Source organism: Acetobacter lovaniensis (assembly GCF_014207635.1).
Lineage (GTDB): Bacteria > Pseudomonadota > Alphaproteobacteria > Acetobacterales > Acetobacteraceae > Acetobacter > Acetobacter lovaniensis.
In genome coordinates, this window is sequence record NZ_JACHIE010000001.1 from 641,086 (window position 1) to 659,469 (window position 18,384).

Genomic DNA, 18,384 nt, shown 5'->3' on the forward strand with positions numbered 1-18,384 from the left:
GAACGGGAATATCGCCGCCCGGTTGGTCCACGCGCCTTTTACCGCCGTGCGCGACCGGTCAGAGCCGCTTCAATCGCACGCACGTCATCGGCGGCTTCTTCCTCGGCGGAGACTTCCTGCAGACCGAAAATGTTCTGTTCGGTCGGCACCAGATCCTGCACATCTTCTTCCACAGGTTCGGGTTCGGGCTCACGGGCCTGCGAACGGATCAGATCGTTGCGCAGAGCGGGCAGTTGCACGGTTTCATCCGCAATTTCACGCAGGGCAACGACAGGATTCTTGTCGTTGTCGCGGTCGATGGTCAGCTCCTCGCCACGGGAGATGTTGCGGGCGCGCTGCGCGGCGTACACCACCAGTTCAAAGCGGTTTGGAACCTTTTCAACGCAGTCTTCGACGGTGACGCGGGCCATTACGAAGAGCCTCCAGACAGTTCAGCACAGAAATAAGATAAAAAAGACAGAAAGGACATATTACCGCATCCACCCCCGACAGGAAAGGCTTATTACCCGATCACCCGGATTTCCTGCCCTTCAACGGCCTGAAGCATCTGTTCAAGCGGCTGTCCGGTGCGTGGATGCACCCAGCCAGGCTGCACATCGCGCAGGGGGTACAGCACAAAGGCGCGCTCATGAGCCCGTGGATGCGGCAGAACCAGCCGCTCCGCAGTCTGACACAGCGCGTCCATATCTATAATGTCCAGATCAAGTGTGCGCGCGGCATTGGGCACGGAACGCACACGGCCCTGCTGCGTTTCTATGTCTTGAAGATGATCCAGCAAGACCAGAGGAGGCAGACTCGTCACACCCAGCACAACCCCATTCACGTAAGGAGGCTGCCCCGATGGCGGCATGGGCGCGCTCTCATACCAGCGGGAAACAGCCTGCACACGCAACCCCGGCACATGGCGCAGGGCCTGCACGGCCTGTTCGCAGCTTTCCAGCGCGGATTGCCCTCCCTGAGGCAGATTTGCACCTATTGCTATTAGGACCGATCTGGTATGATTTCTCTCTTCCGCCATCCAATGCCTCACACCTGAGTGGAATATCTTGTTTTGAACACAATTGGAGCCTCTTTTATAAGAGCGCCCCGCAAACTAACAGCCAGAGGGGCTTTCATTACGAAGCGCATGATAAAAATTTCATTTCCGCATAATCGAAACCCAAAAGAAACAACAGTGACTGTATTTAGAGGACCATGCTCATGAACCTGAAAAAAGATGAAAAAACCTGTCTTTTTATTGACGGATCAAGCCTGTATTCAACATCGCGCAGCCTTGGATTTGACGTTGACTACAAAAAACTGCTCGAATTTTTTGCAGCCAAAACGCATATAATCCGCGCCTATTATTACGCCGCCATTCTGGACACGGAGGATTACTCCCCGCTTAAGCCACTGACCGACTGGCTCTCCTATAACGGTTATTTCCTTGTGACCAAGCCCGCGCGCGAATTTACGGATTCGACCGGCAAACGCCGCGTCAAAGGCAACATGGACATCGAAATCGCGGTGGACATGATGGAAATGGCCCCACATATAGACCACGCCATTCTGTTCAGCGGGGATTCAGACTTCCGCCGGGTTGTCGAGGCCGTGCAGCGGCAGGGTACGCGCGTTTCCGTTGCCTCGTCCATGCGCTCTTCCCCGCCCCTGATCGGGGATGATCTGCGCAGGCAGGCCGACCAGTTCCTTGAGCTCGCCTCTCTGGGAGCCAACTTTACACGCCGCCAGACCGAATCCAGCCGCCCCCGCACCAACCCCGCACCAGTCCGCCACCCGGCTGACCAGATGAGTGAACCCGAGGATGATCCGCTGAGCTAAGTGCAATATTACAAAACAGAATTTTGCTTTATGCCCTAAAACGTATCTGTCCCTCACACGTTTGGCCTAACATTGCCCCTGTTAGGGGGCCATGGGCCTGCTACAGGCCAAACGTCAAGGTTTTCTGGAGTTAACTGATGCCGACATGTTCCGAAGCCAGAAGCAAGCTGCTTTCTCTCCTGCGTGGTGTTGAGCACTTCAACACCGAAATTTTCCCCGCGAAGGAAGCCCTGTTTGCCAGTCTGGCCAAAGGGCAGGCTCCCGGCGCGCTGTTCATTGCCTGTGCCGATAGCCGCATCAACCCTAACCTGATCACCCAGACCGAACCGGGTGATCTGTTTATTCTGCGCAACATTGGCAACCTTGTTCCCGCATATGGGGAAATGCTGGGGGGTGTTTCCTCCGCCATTGAATATGCGGTCCTCGGGCTTGAAGTATCCTCCATTATCGTGTGCGGCCACTCCGACTGTGGCGCCATGAAAGCGCTACTCGAACCCGAAAAGAACGGGCTGGATAAAATGCCCACCGTGCGCAGCTGGCTCCGCAACGCCGAAGCCGCACGGGCCGCCACGATGAACACCCTGCATTCCGAGGATGCTGGGCCCGCTACCGTGCGCTGCCTTGCTGAACAGAACGTCCTTCTCCAGCTTGCACACCTGCGCACACATCCTGCCGTTGCAGCAGGGCTTGCGCGTAACACGCTCTTCCTGCAGGGATGGTTCTACGACATTGGCACCGGAGAAATCTCGGTGTTGGATGAGCAGACCCGCACAACTGTTCCGATCAGTGGCATTATTGAAAAACTGCAGGAACAGACCGAGCAGGAAACTGCCTGACACTTCGGTCTTCTGCATGCCGGCACACCGTCTGGGCCTGATCGTTCTGGCGGGTGTCGGCCTTTTTTTGCCTGCTACTGGTTTTGCAACGCCTGCACAAACCCTGAAAATCAGCACATGGAACGTGGAATGGCTGCTGGACAGCCAGATGCAGCACGCTCCGCAAATTCCAGACGACATCCCCCATAGAACAGCGGATGACCTTGCCGCATTAGCCACCTATGCCAAACGTCTGCACCCCGACCTGATCGGCTTGCAGGAAGTCGGGGATACGGCAACACTTGCCCGTCTGTTTGGCACGCAGGATTATCAGCTTTTTCTTTCCGGGGATGACATTCCCCAGCATACCGCTCTTGCGGTGCGTCAGGGCCTGCGCGTCAAACGCAACCCGGACGTAACCGCTCTGGCACTCAGCCCCACCGCAGCACGCCACCGCCTGCGCAGTGGGCTGGATGTTACTGTAAGCACGGAGAGTGCAGATTTACGGGTTCTGATTGTTCATCTTAAAACTGGCTGCTGGGACAACCCATTATCCGAAACGCGCCATTCCTGCCCCATTCTGTTCCAGCAATTCCGCGCACTTCAGGACTGGTTGCTCCAAAGAACAAAAAATCGGGAAGCCTTTGCCATCATCGGGGATTTTAATCGCCGCATGACGCGCACGGACCCCCTGTTCATGGCATTAAACCAGATCACACCGCTGGAACTTGTTACGGCCGGGCGCGCCAGCCCCTGCCAGAACGGCAGCAGCTTTATTGATCACATTCTTCTTGGGGGAGACGCTTCCAAATGGGCACAGCCGGATTCCCTGCGTGTTATGGTTTTACCACAGGACGGCGCACGAACACTGAGTGATCATTGCCCCGTTTCCATAACCTTAAGAATACCACACCAGATTCCACCATAAAAAAAGCCGCTACGGAAACCGTAGCGGCTTTTTTTGCACCTCAACACGCTCAGGCGTGAGCACCGGACCTGTGCGAAGACCCCGGACGTCCACCACCAGAACGACGCGGCGGGCCACCACGGCCGCCACCACCGCCACCATTGCGCGGCGGACCACCACGACCCCGGCCACCGCCGCCGCCACCCAGAACAGGTGGACGCTGCGTGGAGAACTCGGCTTCTTCCGAATGCCACGGATGATCGCGGACGACGGGAATGGACTTGCCAATTGTTTTTTCAATATCCTTCAGCCATGCGCGCTGTTCCGCATCGCAGAAGGAAACAGCCCAGCCATCGCGCCCGGCACGCGCCGTACGGCCAATACGGTGCACATAGCTTTCCGGCACATTGGGCAGGTCATAGTTGAACACGTGGCTGACTTCGTCCACGTCAATCCCGCGGGCAGCAATATCCGTTGCTACCAGAACCTTGACCGAACCAGCCCGGAAGCCCTTCATGGCCCGTTCGCGTGCGCCCTGAGACTTGTTGCCATGAATGGCTTCGGCCACAACGCTGTTCTTGTTCAGGAATTCGGCAACCTTGTTGGCTTCATGCTTCATGAGCGTGAACACCACGGCACGGGCAACCTTGTCAGATTCGACCATGGTCAGCAACGCATCGCGCTTGTCGCTTGTGCCGTTTACGAACATGATGGCCTGCTGGATACGGTCCACCGTGCTGGACGGTGGCGCCACTTCCACGCGGGCCGGGTTGCTCAGCAGGGAGGCTGCCAGATCTTCAATGCTCTTTGGCATGGTGGCCGAGAACAGCAGGGTCTGCCGCTGGGCTGGAACATAGCTCATGATCCGGCGAATATCGCGCACAAAGCCCATATCCAGCATACGGTCGGCTTCGTCCAGCACCAGAACTTCCAGCCCGGAAAGGTCAATATAACCCTGACCGATCAGGTCCAGCAGACGACCAGGTGCGGCTACAAGCACATCCACGCCACGGCGCATGGCTTCAACCTGCCGCCCCTGCCCCACACCGCCAAACACCACGGCCTGAGAAAACTTCATGTAACGCGCATAGGCTTTAAAGCTGTCGCTGATCTGGGCAACCAGTTCACGCGTGGGAGCCAGCACCAGAACGCGCGGCTGCTTGGGCGTTGCAGCCTTGGGGTTGTTGTGCAGATGCTGCAGGATCGGCAGTGCAAAAGACGCGGTCTTGCCTGTGCCCGTTTGCGCAAGACCTAACAGATCACGCCCTTCGAGCAGATGGGGAATGGAACCGGCCTGGATTGGGGTCGGTATTTCGTACCCCTGGTCCGTCAGCGCCTGCAACAGGGGTGCAGCTAGTTTCAGATCCGAAAAAGTAGTCATTTAGGGGCAACCTCTCCATGCACCTGAAAACGAGTCACGTCCGCCTTACTTTCAGTCACGCACTGCAAACCAGAATTAAAACAGAGCAGAACCGTCTCTAAGCCAGACCTTACTGACAGGTCAGCATGAATTTTATTACATTACAGACAGAATAAGAAATTTTCGGAAAAATGCATCCCGCACAGACTGTCCTGAAAGGATTATATAAAAGCAGTGCGCGTGCCCCGCAAGGGTTCCGTACCATATTGGTCCGAAAATAAGCAGCCCGCAGAACTGTCATACCATCTGCAAATCACGATTATCAGACACCCGATATATACAGGATTCCTATCATATAACTAGTATTTTCAATATATTTTTGCGCATAGGCTCCATGCGCCGTCCGGCTTGAGGAGGAAATGAATGCACTGAATTCTAACTTATTTTTCAGGAGACTGTTAATACCTGCCCATAAATCCAGCCGCTGTACTACTCCCGCGCCAGACTACACTAGCGCCTGCGCAGCAGAAACAGCGCCTGTTCGCCAAACAGATTGGCCAGCCGTATGGACCGCCGCCACGGAGCGCGCTCGCCATCTTCATCCACCGCCAGCCATTTTTCCACGATATATCCATCCTGACGGCAGAGTTCGAGAAAATCCCGAATCGTACAGGGGTGGATATTGGGCGTCTCATACCACGGGGTATGCCATACGGCCGTCATGGGCATGCACCCGCCAAGCAGCAGGCGCAGCCGCAACTGCCAGTGCCCAAAATTGGGGAAGGACACAATGGCATACCGCCCTATGCGCAGCATCTGCCGCAGGACTTCCCTTGGGCGTTCCACAGCCTGCAATGTGCGCTGGAGCACTACATAATCAAACGAATGGTCGGGATAATAGGCCAGATCGTGGTCCGCATCCCCATGCACGACGGGCAGGCCGTGGGCTACGGAGCGTGTCACCAGTTCCATGTTCAGTTCAATGCCACGGGCATCGCACCCACGTTCGCGGTATAAATGGCCGATCAGTGTGCCATCCCCGCTCCCGATGTCGAGCACACGGGTTTTGGGTTCGATCATGTCCGCAATCAGGCGTTGGTCGAGACGCATCAGAACAACCCCGCATGTTCGGCCACACCGCACAGAAAGCCGCGCACCGTGCGGTCAAAATCCGGTTCTTCGAGCAGAAAGGCATCATGGCCTTTATCTGTTTCAATCTCGACGAACGACACATTGGCAGCGGCCCTGTTCAGGGCGCGGGCCAGTGTACGCGCGGCCGATGTGGGGAACAGCCAGTCCGAGGAAAAGGAAACAACGCAAAACCGGACTGCCGTGCCTGCAAAAGCCGGGGTCAGGTCCCCATCATGATCCGCGGCAATATCGAACCAGTCCATGGCCCGCGTGATGCTCAGGTAGGAGTTGGCGTCAAACCGGCGGACAAAGCTTGAACCCTGATAGCGCAGGTAGGATTCCACCTCAAAAATATCACCGAATGTAGAAACCGGGCCTTCCGGTCCCTGCCCGCCAACTGGCCCACGCCGCATGCGCCGCCCGAACTTGCGGGTCAGCACTTCTTCCGACAGATAGGTAATATGCGCCATCATACGGGCCACAGCCAGCCCCCGCGCGGGCACGACACCCGCCTCCCAGTAACGTCCGCCCCGCCAGTCCGGGTCGGCTATAATGGCCTGCCGCCCGACCTCGTTAAACGCAATGTTCTGGGCTGAATGGAAAGGCGCTGTGGCTATGGGCATCACGGCGCGCATCATCTGGGGGTAGGTCACGGCCCATTCGAGCACCTGCATGCCCCCCATGGAACCGCCCACCACGGCAAACAGGCGCTCTATGCCCAGACTACGCACCAGCTTGTGCTGGGCGCGCACCATATCGCGGATGGTAATGGGGGGGAATGCGGTGCCCCATAACTCGCCCGGCGCTTCCTGCCCGTCGGTTCTGGGGGAGCGTGGCCCCGTGCTGCCCATGCAGCCACCCAGAACATTGGAGCAGATTACAAAAAAGCGGTTTGTATCAATCGGCTTGCCCGGCCCGACCATACGCTCCCACCAACCGGGTTTACCCGTAAGGGGGTGTGTTTCCGCCACATACTGGTCGCCGGTAAAGGCATGACAGATGAGAATGGCATTGTCTTTGTTGGCCGAAAGCTGACCATACGTACAATACGCAATATCAACAGGTGCCAGTGTTACACCACAGTCCAGTTCCACCCCTTCGGGAAAACTGGCATGCGGGTGCTCACCAACGGTAAGGGGCGTTGTGCTGTTCATGAACCCGCTGCATTCTCCAACCCGGCAAGACCGGGTAAAAAACCGTATCAGCCCCGATTACACCGGCACTGCCAGACCAGGGTTTACCGGCCACATATATGGCAGCAGCCGGTACTGAATAGCTAGTGTTCCATTTTGAGCGCGGCAAGGAAGGCGCTCTGCGGGATTTCCACCTTACCGAACTGGCGCATGCGCTTTTTACCTTCTTTCTGCTTTTCCAGCAGCTTGCGCTTACGCGAGATGTCCCCGCCATAACATTTGGCCGTCACATCCTTCGATAGCGCTCCAATGGTTTCACGCGCGATAACGCGGCCACCAATGGCGGCCTGAATAGCGATTTTGAACAACTGCCGGGGGATAAGGTCCTTCAGCCGTGCGCAAATGGAGCGACCCCGTGTTTCCGCGGCGGAACGATGGGCTATGAAGCTTAACGCATCAACCGGCTCCTGATTAACCAGAATGGAAATGCGTACAAGATCGCCCTCTTCGTACCCATCCATCTGATAATCAAAGCTGGCATAGCCGCGTGTGAGCGACTTGAGCCTGTCATAGAAGTCAAACACCACTTCGTTCAGGGGCAGGCGGTAAACAGCCATGGCGCGGTTGCCAACATAGGTCAGGTCCACCTGCGTACCACGTCGCTCCGTACACAGGGTCAGGACTGCACCCAGATATTCGTCCGGCACCATAATGTTGGCCTTGATCCACGGTTCCTCGATTTTTTCAATCAGGGAACCATCGGGCATGTCGGCCGGGTTGTGGAGTTCTTCCATCTCCCCATTGGTGCGGTAGACCTTGTACACAACGGACGGCGCTGTGGCGATAAGGTCGAGATCGAACTCGCGGGACAGGCGTTCCTGAATGATTTCCAGATGCAGCAGGCCAAGGAAGCCGCAGCGGAAGCCGAAGCCAAGGGCTGCCGATGTTTCCGCCTCGTAGTGGAAAGACGCATCATTCAGGCGCAGCTTGGCAAGGCTGTCGCGCAGTTTTTCAAAATCATCCGAGACAATGGGGTAAAGACCGCACCACACAACCGGAATGGAAGGCTTAAAGCCGGGCAGCGGCGTCGCGGCGGGGCGGCGGTCATCGGTAATCGTGTCACCCACATTGCAGTCGGCCACGGTTTTGATGGCGGCGTTGATGAACCCCATCTCACCCGGACCAAGGCTTTCCACCGATGTCATGCGCGGGGCGAACACACCCACCTGATCCACCTGATGCACCGCACCAGAGGACATCATGCGCACCTTCATGCCCCGCTTCAGCCGGCCTTCCTTGATCCGCACAAGCACGATCACGCCCAGATAGGGGTCGTACCAGCTATCCACCAGCATGGCCTGCAACGGTTTTTCCGCATCCCCTACGGGGGGCGGCAGGCGGGTGACTACAGCTTCCAGAACACCTTCGATGTTCAGGCCGGTCTTGGCCGAAATCTCGACCGCATCATCGGCGGGAATGCCGATCACTTCCTCGATCTGCGCCTTCACGCGCTCAGGTTCTGCCGCAGGCAGGTCCACCTTGTTGAGCACGGGTACGATTTCGTGGTTGGCGTCTATGGCCTGATACACGTTGGCAAGGGTCTGGGCTTCCACCCCCTGGGAGGCATCCACCACCAGAAGCGAGCCTTCACACGCAGCCAGAGAGCGGCTGACCTCGTAAGCGAAGTCAACATGTCCGGGCGTGTCCATCAGGTTCAGCACATAGGTCTTGCCATCCTTGGCGGGATAGGCCAGCCGGACGGTCTGCGCTTTAATGGTAATGCCACGCTCCCGCTCCAGATCCATGTTATCAAGAACCTGATTGGTCATCTCACGGGCAGTCAGGGCTCCACACGCCTGAATCAGGCGGTCGGCCAAAGTGGACTTTCCATGATCGATATGGGCGATGATGGAAAAATTGCGGATGAGCGAAAGGGGTACATCGGTCATGCTGCCCCTTTACGGTAAATAAAGAGAAAAGTCAGCCTGTTCCTCTGCCTTGGGCACCACTTTAGCACATTTTTTTAACGCAGGGGTGCTCTGCCCTGCCTGCCCCCCTCCCGGACACGCTGGCTAGAGGGCGCCATTCATGGTGATCTGGCCATTTTTAACAATATCGGCCAGTGTTGCGGGCCGTCCCAGCAGAAACCCCTGAGCCTCATAACACCCGGCGGCATTGAGCATGCTCAACTGCTCCGCGGTCTCGATCCCCTCCGCCATGACCGAAGTGCCAAACGCCCTGCCCAAAGCCAGAACCGCGCGCACAATCGCCTGTGTATGCTCGCTGGTCTGCATGACCCCAAAAAATGAGCGGTCAATCTTTATGCGGTCAAAAGGAAAACGGCGCAGCGTATCCAGCGAGGAATACCCAGTGCCAAAATCATCCAGCGCCAGACTGACCCCCATATCCTTGATCTGGTGCAGCACCTGCAAAGCACGGGCCTGATCGGCAATAAAGGTCGATTCTGTCAGTTCCAGTTCCAGCCTTTGGGGGGGCAGCCCTGTTTCTTTCAGAATATTGGCTACAATGCGGGCAATGTCCGAGTGGACAAACTGCATGCCCGACAGGTTGACCGCAACCGTATAGGGCTGGAGCCACTGCACGGCCTCGGCACAGACGCAGCGGAGCACCCACTCCCCAATCTGCAGGATCAGATCGCTCTCTTCGGCCAGCGGAATAAAATCATCCGGCATAATGGTGCCCTGTGTGGGATGCTCCCATCGCACCAGTGCCTCGTAGCCACGGATTTCCCCCGTGGCGACCACTCTTTGCACCTGATAGCAGATGGTTAACTGCCCGGTCTCGACCGCTTGGCGCAGGTCCGCGGAGAGCTTGCGCCGGATGCGCACTTTTTCATCCATCGAGGGTTCATAAAAACACGGATGTCGCCCCCGCTCGGCCTTGGCGCGATACATGGCCAGATCAGCATTGTTGATCAGGGTTTCCTTGTCCGCTGCATGGTCGGGCCATATGGCCACGCCCAGACTGGCGCCGGGCCGCACTTCCGTATCCTCAAACCGGATGGGCTTGAACAGGGCTTCCTCCAGCCTGTGCAAAAAACCCTTGGTCTGTTCGGTCGAGACAACACGGCACAGAGCCAGAAACTCGTCCCCTCCGGTGCGGGCAATAAACTCGCCGCTCCTGTTATTCTGCAATCCCCGCAACCGCCACCCCAGAATGCGCAGAACCTCGTCCCCCGCACTGTGGCCACGCAGGTCGTTAATTTCCTTGAATCTGTTCAGGTCGATCCCGATCAGCGCCAGCCTGCCGTTGTTCTCACGCGCCCAGTCCAGTTCACGGTCGAGACGTTGATGAAAGTTCAGCCGGTTGGGCAGGCCGGTCAACGTATCGTGCAGGGCCATCCGCCGCAGCTTTTCCACCGACTCCGCGCGTGAACTGTCATCAATCATGCCGCTGACCAGCCCACCCCCAAGGATAAGGAAAGACATGATGGCAATGGCTGCGGCCAGAACCAGCGTATCCTCGGAGTGCTCCATGCTCTGCATGACAGAAGAGCCAGCCTGCACATGGTAGGCCGCCATGCCAATAAAATGGACGGACAGAACCGCCAGCGCCAGCACAGCGGCCATACAGGCACTGGCCCATCGCCCGGGCCGAACCCCGGCGCGCACAGCCAGCACACACAGCACAATGGCTGCCAGCACCGAAAGCACAAGACAGGGCACGTTCCATAATGTCTGCCCCTGCACGCGGTAAGCCAGCATGCCAGTATAATGCATGGCAACAATAGCCAGTCCGACCGTAACGCCACCCAGTTCGGGCAGAAAACGGGCAAAACGGCAGGTCGCCAGCATAAAGCCGATTGTACTGCCAAAAACGGCAATCAGCAGGGATATGCTGGTCAGCAAAGGATCAAACCGTGCGGGGGTATTCCCAACGTACCCCAACATGGCCACAAAGTGTGTACACCAGATTGCAATCCCGCCTGAAAGAGAGGTCAAAAAAAGCCACGCGTACCACTGGTTGTTTTTGGCCCGCAAAGCATGCTGGAACAAAGAGGCGGTCACTCCGGCACCAGAAATGCACAACACGATGGCCACACAGACCAGCCCGAGGTCATGCTGGCCAATAATGCACCCTACAACCCTCATCCGACGCATGCCCCAATTTTCAACACATTGAAAAAACAGTACATTTTAAAATAATCTGCTATAAAAAACCCAAAACTGACCAGCAATGCCGCCATAATCATCTTCTATGCAACATTATTCGGCACGGTCTTTTAAAAAAAACACTCCCTATACTCCTTAAAAAGAGTTTTTCTCAAACCGTCATCATGACAATCCTGTGCACCCACACCTTATCCTCCCGCGCGGGAGGTGCATGCACCTCGCCCCCGCGAAAAGAGCAGACGGCAGGCCCTTCCGGTCCATGCAGCATCAACCCCATAACAGGCTCACGACCGGGGCCATGCAGCAGAACCCTGTCCCCCTCCCGCAGTGGAAGTGACGGCACCACAACAACCGCCCCGCCATCACGCACAACTGGCTCCATACCATCAGTATCCACCCGCACAACATAGGCATCAGGCTCACCCCACCATTGACCGGGCGAGGCCTCATGCTCCCACACCGGGCCACAGGGCAGCCCGTACTGGTCAAACACGCCAGTCTGCTGGAGCATGGAATACGCAAGGGTACGCAACAGTCCCCCGCCTTCGTCCGGCATGGTCGGATTCAGCCCCTCCCCTGCAACGGAGCGGGCAAAAACCGCCAGCGGCACCTGCAAAACGTCCAGCACCCGCAAAAGCGTGGGCAGCGACGGCCAGCGCATGACACCACCCGCCCCCACCCTGCGCGAAGGATTGAGCGCCGTGGCGTCCAGCCCCGCCGCCCGTGCAAGGGCGGAAGGCGTAAACCCCCGCTCACGCGCAAGCATATCCAGCGTGTGCCAGAAGACCTGCGACTGCGCGATCATGACCGGGGGGATGAAGTGGGTGCAGGCTTGCCCTGATGCCTGAGCACTTCCTGCGCATGGCGGGCCAGCCCTGCATCTGTTGCCACAAAGCGTGACTGTGCCGTGCGCTCAGCCAGCCCCATCCGCTCGAGCCGCTCAAGGCATGGGCCATCCATCAGGCCGCAGGGGCGGCCACATGCACCGGCAAGGTAGAGCCTGTGCAGGGCGGAGCGGCAGCATGTTTCCAGGTAAGGGTCATTCCACATTCCGTGCAGGATCACCGATCCCGCACGGAACTGCAAGGCTTACTCCGTGGTCCTGCCCGTTATCAGCGGGATGCTTCGGGCAGGGCATAGGCCACAATGTAATCCCCTTCCTTCGTGCCAAAGGAGCCATGTCCGCCATCGACCGTAACAACATACTGGCGGCCATTGGCTTCATACGTCATGGGGGTGGACTGGCCACCCGCGGGCAGACGGTCCGCCCACAGGACCTTGCCGGTCGTCACATCATAGGCACGGATGTAATAATCGGCTGTGGAGGTCAGGAACGCGACCCCACCTGCGGTAATAATTGGCCCACCAAGGGAGGGAATGCCCACCTTAAAGCCAAATGGCAGGGGGGAACTATCCCGTGTTGTGCCATTCCGGTGCTGCCAGATAATGCTGTTGGTCTTCAGGTCCACCCCGGCCACATAGCCCCAGCCGGGCTGCTTGCACGGAATACCAAGGGGGGACAGGAACGGATGCAGTTCCACCCCGAACGGTGTGCCGTACTGGGGCTGCAACCCGTTCTCTCCCCCACTTGCGGCGGGGTCATGCGTGGTTGGTGGCACAACCTGATTATCTGTCGGACGCGGCACAAGGCGGGAGACAAACGGAATGGCGATGGGGTTGGCAAACGCCACCTGCCGCACGGGGTCCACGGCCAGACCGCCCCATTCAAACATGCCCAGATTACCGGGAAAAACCAGCGTGCCCTGCACGGAAGGCGGCGTAAACGGTCCTTCGTAACGCAGTTTCTTGAACATGATGCGGCACACCATCTGGTCCAGCATGGTGGCACCCCACATATCCCCATCCGTCAGCCTGTTTTTGGGGCGGAAAGTCAGTTGAGAAAACGGCTGCGTTGCCCAGACATGGTCGCCCTGCGCGGCACCCTGCGGTACAGGCAGTTCGGGCGCTGGCACCAGCAGTTGGCCGTTACGGCGGTCGAGCACAAAAATATTGCCTGTTTTGGCCGGAGCATACAGCGCGGGAATAACCGTGCCATCTTCCTGCCTGAAGTCGATCAGGCTGGGCTGGGCCGGTACATCCATGTCCCACAGGTCGTGGTGGACCGTCTGGTAGAACCAGACCTTGTGCCCTGTCCGGGCATCCAGCGCCAGAATGCCTGATGCGTACCGCTCCTGCACATCTGTCCGTTTGCCACCCCATATGTCGGGCGTTGCCACACCGGTAGGAATATAGATAAGTCCCAGTTTGGCATCGTAAGCCGAAACAATCCACGAATTAGGCGAATTGGGCGTGTATTCGTGACTGTCGGAGGGGAGCTGGTTCGGATCCTCATTCCCCGGATCAAACGCCCAGACCAGCTTGCCGCTATACAGGTCATACGCCCGCGTCACACCCGAGGGTTCGTGCGTGGAGTAATTATCCGTAACCGCGCCAGAGATAATAACCAGCTTGTCCGTGACCACGGGAGGTGACGTTGGCTCATAAAACCCGAGGACGCGCATAGGCATGCCTTCGGTCAGGTCCACAACGCCCTTATTGCCGAAGGCTGGGCATACCTGACCCGTTTTTGCATCCAGCGCCACCAGCCGCCCGTCATTGACGGGCAGAAAAATACGCTCCGCACAGGAGGCTGACGTTGCCGCACCATCCAGCACCTCTGCACCGTCTGCTGCGCGGGGGGGCGTGAGCGCATAGGACACACCACGGCAGGTCAGATGCTGGAATGTCGGGTTAACCACCAGCTTGGGGTCAAACCGCCAGACCTGCCTGCCAGTCGCCGCATCCAGCGCGAACACGACCTGATGGGGTGAGCACAGGTAGAGCGTGTTGCCAACCTTGATCGGCGTTGTCTCATCCGTCACTTCCACCGGATCATCCGGTCCGCGCAGGTCGTGGGTTCTAAAGGTCCAGGCAACCTTGAGCTTATCCACATTGCCCGTTGTTATCTGATTGAGGGGGGAATAGCGGTCCCCCGCCTGCGTGCGCCCATAGGCGGGCCAGTCCTGCGCCGGTACAGCGGCCACCTCACCCGGAAGCTGCACACCCGCATGGATAGCCTGCGCACGGGGGAGCACACCCGTTACATCCTGCGGGTCCTGCGTAAGCGCATAGCCATAGACACCCAACCCGGCCACAATAACCGCCAGCAGGGGAACACGGTTCCAGATGGATGCTGGCTGCAACGCCCCTGCTACAAAAGGCAGCAGCAGCCACACTCCCAGCGGTAGAATAACATCCCCTCTGGGTGCCAGTGCCCAGAAGTCAAACCCCGCTTCGGTGACGGACCAGACAAGTGTGCCCGCAGCAACGGCCGCATAAAGCCACAATGCCTCGCGCCGCTGCATCCAGAGCAGCCCTCCGGTTACCACAAGAGCCAGACCGCATACCGCGTAAAAAGCGGAACCACCCAGAACGGCCAGCCAGCCGCCTCCCCCCGCCAGAACAAAACCAAGCACAACGCAGAACAGCGCCGTGATTTTTGACAGACTATGGGAACGGCCGCCTTGCATGACCGGCATTCTCCTTGCGTTGCAGAACACCATTTTACTGGAGTGAAACGGTTATTCAGAGTTGATCAATGTTATTTACGAAGAAATCTATCATATTATAATCGAAAAATGAATAAATTTTCATTTCAGGATAAGTCACAAAAAAAACGCGACCCCCATTCGAGGGTCGCGCCTTTTAGTCATCCATTCCTCAGCCCCGAGGGGCCAGAGATTAGACGGAGTAGTACATTTCGAACTCAATCGGGTGCGGTGTGTGCTCGAAACGGTACACATCATTCCATTTCAGGGTGATGTAGCTTTCAATCTGGTCTTTGGTGAACACGCCACCAGCCAGCAGGAACTCGTGGTCAGCGGCCAGAGCTTCCAGCGCTTCACGCAGGGAGCCAGCAACTGTCGGGATCTGCTTCAGTTCTTCGGGCGGCAGGTCGTACAGGTCCTTGTCCATGGCATCGCCAGGGTGGATCTTGTTCTTGATACCATCCAGACCCGCCATCAGCATTGCGGAGAATGCCAGATAAGGGTTGGCCGTGGGGTCGGGGAAGCGCACTTCAACGCGCTTGGCCTTCGGGCTGGTTGCGTACGGAATACGGCAAGAAGCAGAGCGGTTGCGGGCAGAATATGCCAGCAGTACGGGTGCTTCAAAGCCCGGAATCAGACGCTTGTAGGAGTTGGTGGACGGATTGGTGAAGGCGTTCAGCGCCTTGGCATGCTTGATGATACCGCCGATGTAGTACAGCGCCGTATCGGACAGGTCCGCATAGCCATTACCAGCAAAGGTGGACTTGCCGTCTTTCCAGATGGACTGGTGGACATGCATGCCCGAGCCGTTATCGCCAAAGATCGGCTTCGGCATGAACGTGGCGGTCTTGCCATAGGAGTGCGCCACGTTGTGCACACAGTATTTGTAAATCTGCATGAAGTCGGCGGAGCGGACCAGCGTTTCAAACTTGGTGCCAAGTTCGTGCTGGGACTGCGCAACCTCATGGTGGTGCTTTTCAATGGCCAGACCCATTTCGCCCATGGTTGCCAGCATTTCAGCGCGCAGGTCGCTTTCGCTGTCAACGGGAGCAACGGGGAAGTAACCACCCTTTACACCGGGGCGATGGCCCATGTTGCCTTCTGGGTAGTCCTTGAGGGACGCATCAGGCCCTTCGATGCTGTCAAGCTGGTAGGTGCCGTAGTTGGGGCCCGTGCCGAACTGGACGTTATCGAAAATGAAGAACTCGGCTTCGGGGCCAAAGAAGGCCGTGTCACCCAGACCGGAGGACTTCAGGTACTGCTCGGCCAGCTTGGCGGTGGAGCGCGGGTCGCGGTTATAGGGCTGCCCGGTGGACGGCTCGATAATATCGCAGAACAGAATAAGCTGCGGACGGGCGGAAAAGGGGTCCATAACAGCCGATGTGGGATCGGGCAGCAGAACCATGTCGCTTTCGTTAATGGCTTTCCAGCCTGCAATGGAAGACCCGTCGAACATAAAGCCGTCGGTAAAGCTGTCTTCCTCAATGGTGCTGACGTGCTGGCACGTGTGCTGCCATTTGCCGTGCGTGTCCGTAAACCGCAGGTCAACCAGTTCGACCGAATGTTCCTGAATCAGGTCAAAAACCTTGGCAATTGCAGCAGCCTTGCTGTCGCCCGCCGAAGCTGTTTTCTTCACCATGCTCTCTTCACCTAAAAAGCCTGTTTATGTTCCGCACCCTGCGGAAACATGCCGTGGAATTGTGGAGCCCGCCTTGCCCGAGCCTGCTGACATACAGCAGGGATCAGATCGCGTCTTCCCCTCGCTCACCCGTGCGGATTCGAACTACATCATCCACCGGAATCACGAAAATTTTGCCATCACCGATCCGTCCGGTGCGCGCCGCCGTGGAAATAGCCTCCACAGCGCGCTCCACCATGGAAGCAGGACAGACAACCTCAATTTTCATCTTTGGAAGAAAGTCAACAATGTATTCAGCGCCGCGATAAAGCTCCGTATGGCCTTTCTGGCGTCCGAAACCCTTGGCTTCGATCACGGTAATACCCTGCAACCCGAGCTCGTGAAGGGCTTCCTTCACTTCATCAAGCTTGAAGGGCTTTATAATGGCCTCGATCTTTTTCATCTCGCGTCGTCAACACACCGTTGCTGGACCCGCGTGGGGGCCTGTACTCTCTTGTTCTTTTGCCTGACCCGTTACAAACCTCAGGCACCAGACCCGAACACACTTGCACGGCTTGACCCGTCGGGCAATCGGGTAGATGCGGATTTGTATCGGTAAAGCATTAAACAGAAATTTCATCCCGACCGTTTTCGCTCCGCCTCCTTCTTTCTTCTTTTCCGCCTGCCGGGCAAGGGAATTTGTAATGACAAAAGTTTTTAACAGGCAGTTTGCCGATCTTCCTGTTACAATTTTTACGGTCATGTCCGCGCTGGCCCGCCAGCATGACGCCATTAACCTCGGGCAGGGTTTTCCTGACCAGGAAGGCCCGCAGGACATGATTCGCCTTGCAGCCGATGCCCTGCTTGACGGACAGAACCAGTATGCACCCCTGACAGGACTGCCCGAACTGCGCGCAGCCGTGGCGCAGGCCAACCTGCGCTTTCAGGGCATTGCGGTCGATGCCGATTCGGAAGTCGTGGTCACATCCGGCGCAACGGAAGCACTGGCGGCATCCCTTATGGCCCTGATCGAGCCGGGGGATGAGGTAGTGCTGATGGAACCATTATACGACACCTACCTGCCCGTGATCCGCCAGTTGGGCGGCGTGCCGCGCATTGTGCGGCTACAGGCACCAGACTGGGCTTTGCCCCGGCAGGCGCTGGCCGATGCTTTTTCCGCCCGCACCAAGGCAATTATCCTCAACTCCCCCATGAACCCGACCGGCAAGGTGTTCACGGCAGACGAACTGGCCTTTATTGCCACGCTGGTACAGCAGCACGATACGTTCGCCATCTGCGATGAGGTTTACGAACATCTGGTGTTCAACACCCCGCACATCTCGCTCATGTCCCTGCCCGGCATGCGTGAGCGCTGCGTGCGTATTGGAAGTGCAGGCAAGAGTTTTTCCCTGACCGGCTGGAAGGTAGGTTACATCACGGCACCCGCCCCACTGGCTACCGTTATTGCCAAGGCACACCAGAACCTTGTGTTTGCCACCCCGCCCAACCTGCAACGCGCCGTGGCATTCGGGCTGAACAAGGACACAGCCTATTTTACCACCCTTGCGCAGGACATGGCCACGCAGGGCACAATCCTTGCTTCCGGCCTGCAACGTCTGGGTTTTGGTGTGCTGCCTTATCAGGGGAGCTACTTTATCATGGCCGACATTACCCCGCTGGCCAACGGGCAGGACGATGTGGCCTTTAGCCGCATGCTTACGGAGCAGGCGCGTGTCACCACCATTCCCGCTTCCGCATTTTACGCAGCCGAACCGCCCCGCAACCTGATCCGCTTTGCCTTTTGCAAACGTCCCGAAGTGCTTATAGAGGCGCTGAACCGCATGGAGGCGTGGAAAAACCGGTAAAACGGTTTTTTCCACCAATTCCGCAATTATCCAATTGACGGACCACACTCTTTTCT

General features: G+C 57.6%; 16 protein-coding genes. 4 read left to right on the forward strand and 12 right to left on the reverse strand.

Annotated elements, in window-relative coordinates:
- Nucleotides 1-38 precede the first annotated feature (38 nt).
- Together rpoZ and folK are read right to left on the reverse strand one after the other, a co-directional pair.
- Complete coding sequence (gene rpoZ / locus HNR55_RS02960) at nt 39-410, reverse strand: DNA-directed RNA polymerase subunit omega (protein ID WP_166111037.1); 372 nt, start codon at nt 408-410, stop codon at nt 39-41.
- Nucleotides 411-502: 92 nt separating this feature from the next.
- The gene (gene folK / locus HNR55_RS02965) at nt 503-1,018 is read right to left on the reverse strand and encodes a 2-amino-4-hydroxy-6-hydroxymethyldihydropteridine diphosphokinase (protein ID WP_166111039.1); all 516 of its coding nucleotides are present in this window, start codon (nt 1,016-1,018) and stop codon (nt 503-505) included.
- Nucleotides 1,019-1,200: 182 nt separating this feature from the next.
- Here folK and HNR55_RS02970 point away from each other — a divergent pair, with 182 nt between their 5' ends.
- From HNR55_RS02970 to HNR55_RS02980, 3 genes are all read left to right on the forward strand, one after another.
- Nucleotides 1,201-1,818, forward strand: a complete 618-nt coding sequence (locus HNR55_RS02970; RefSeq protein ID WP_166111042.1) for a LabA-like NYN domain-containing protein — start codon at nt 1,201-1,203, stop codon at nt 1,816-1,818.
- Nucleotides 1,819-1,955: 137 nt separating this feature from the next.
- Entirely contained in the window at nt 1,956-2,654 is a 699-nt protein-coding gene (locus HNR55_RS02975) for a carbonic anhydrase (protein ID WP_166111045.1), read from the forward strand.
- Nucleotides 2,655-2,670: 16 nt separating this feature from the next.
- Nucleotides 2,671-3,561 (forward strand): endonuclease/exonuclease/phosphatase family protein, encoded by an 891-nt coding sequence (locus HNR55_RS02980; protein WP_221441726.1) that lies wholly within the window; start codon nt 2,671-2,673, stop codon nt 3,559-3,561.
- A gap of 49 nt (nt 3,562-3,610) precedes the next feature.
- Here the strand turns inward: HNR55_RS02980 and HNR55_RS02985 are convergent, their stop codons facing one another.
- From HNR55_RS02985 to HNR55_RS03030, 10 genes are all read right to left on the reverse strand, one after another.
- The gene (locus HNR55_RS02985) at nt 3,611-4,921 is read right to left on the reverse strand and encodes a DEAD/DEAH box helicase (RefSeq protein WP_166111047.1); all 1,311 of its coding nucleotides are present in this window, start codon (nt 4,919-4,921) and stop codon (nt 3,611-3,613) included.
- A gap of 489 nt (nt 4,922-5,410) precedes the next feature.
- Nucleotides 5,411-6,010, reverse strand: coding sequence for a methionine biosynthesis protein MetW (metW, locus tag HNR55_RS02990; protein ID WP_166111050.1), 600 nt, complete (start codon nt 6,008-6,010; stop codon nt 5,411-5,413).
- Complete coding sequence (metX, locus tag HNR55_RS02995; RefSeq protein WP_166111053.1) at nt 6,010-7,185, reverse strand: homoserine O-acetyltransferase MetX; 1,176 nt, start codon at nt 7,183-7,185, stop codon at nt 6,010-6,012. Before metX ends, metW begins: the two co-directional genes overlap by 1 nt.
- Nucleotides 7,186-7,307: 122 nt before the next feature.
- The gene (gene lepA / locus HNR55_RS03000) at nt 7,308-9,113 is read right to left on the reverse strand and encodes a translation elongation factor 4 (protein WP_166111056.1); all 1,806 of its coding nucleotides are present in this window, start codon (nt 9,111-9,113) and stop codon (nt 7,308-7,310) included.
- 123 nt (nt 9,114-9,236) lie between these two features.
- Entirely contained in the window at nt 9,237-11,285 is a 2,049-nt protein-coding gene (locus HNR55_RS03005) for a putative bifunctional diguanylate cyclase/phosphodiesterase (RefSeq protein WP_166111058.1), read from the reverse strand.
- A gap of 163 nt (nt 11,286-11,448) precedes the next feature.
- A complete protein-coding gene (locus HNR55_RS03010) occupies nt 11,449-12,102 on the reverse strand; it encodes a helix-turn-helix transcriptional regulator (RefSeq protein WP_166111061.1) in 654 nt (217 codons plus the stop codon).
- Entirely contained in the window at nt 12,099-12,347 is a 249-nt protein-coding gene (locus HNR55_RS03015) for a hypothetical protein (RefSeq protein ID WP_166111312.1), read from the reverse strand. Before HNR55_RS03015 ends, HNR55_RS03010 begins: the two co-directional genes overlap by 4 nt.
- A gap of 62 nt (nt 12,348-12,409) precedes the next feature.
- Nucleotides 12,410-14,827 (reverse strand): glucose/quinate/shikimate family membrane-bound PQQ-dependent dehydrogenase, encoded by a 2,418-nt coding sequence (locus tag HNR55_RS03020; RefSeq protein WP_373318126.1) that lies wholly within the window; start codon nt 14,825-14,827, stop codon nt 12,410-12,412.
- 211 nt (nt 14,828-15,038) lie between these two features.
- Entirely contained in the window at nt 15,039-16,484 is a 1,446-nt protein-coding gene (gene glnA / locus HNR55_RS03025) for a type I glutamate--ammonia ligase (protein ID WP_166111067.1), read from the reverse strand.
- A 103-nt stretch (nt 16,485-16,587) separates the two neighbouring features.
- Nucleotides 16,588-16,926: a P-II family nitrogen regulator gene (locus tag HNR55_RS03030; RefSeq protein WP_025826259.1), complete on the reverse strand. Its 339-nt coding sequence runs from the start codon at nt 16,924-16,926 to the stop codon at nt 16,588-16,590.
- 241 nt (nt 16,927-17,167) lie between these two features.
- Here HNR55_RS03030 and HNR55_RS03035 point away from each other — a divergent pair, with 241 nt between their 5' ends.
- On the forward strand, nt 17,168-18,328 hold the full coding sequence (locus tag HNR55_RS03035; RefSeq protein ID WP_166111070.1) for an aminotransferase: 1,161 nt from the start codon (nt 17,168-17,170) through the stop codon (nt 18,326-18,328).
- Nucleotides 18,329-18,384 lie beyond the last annotated feature (56 nt).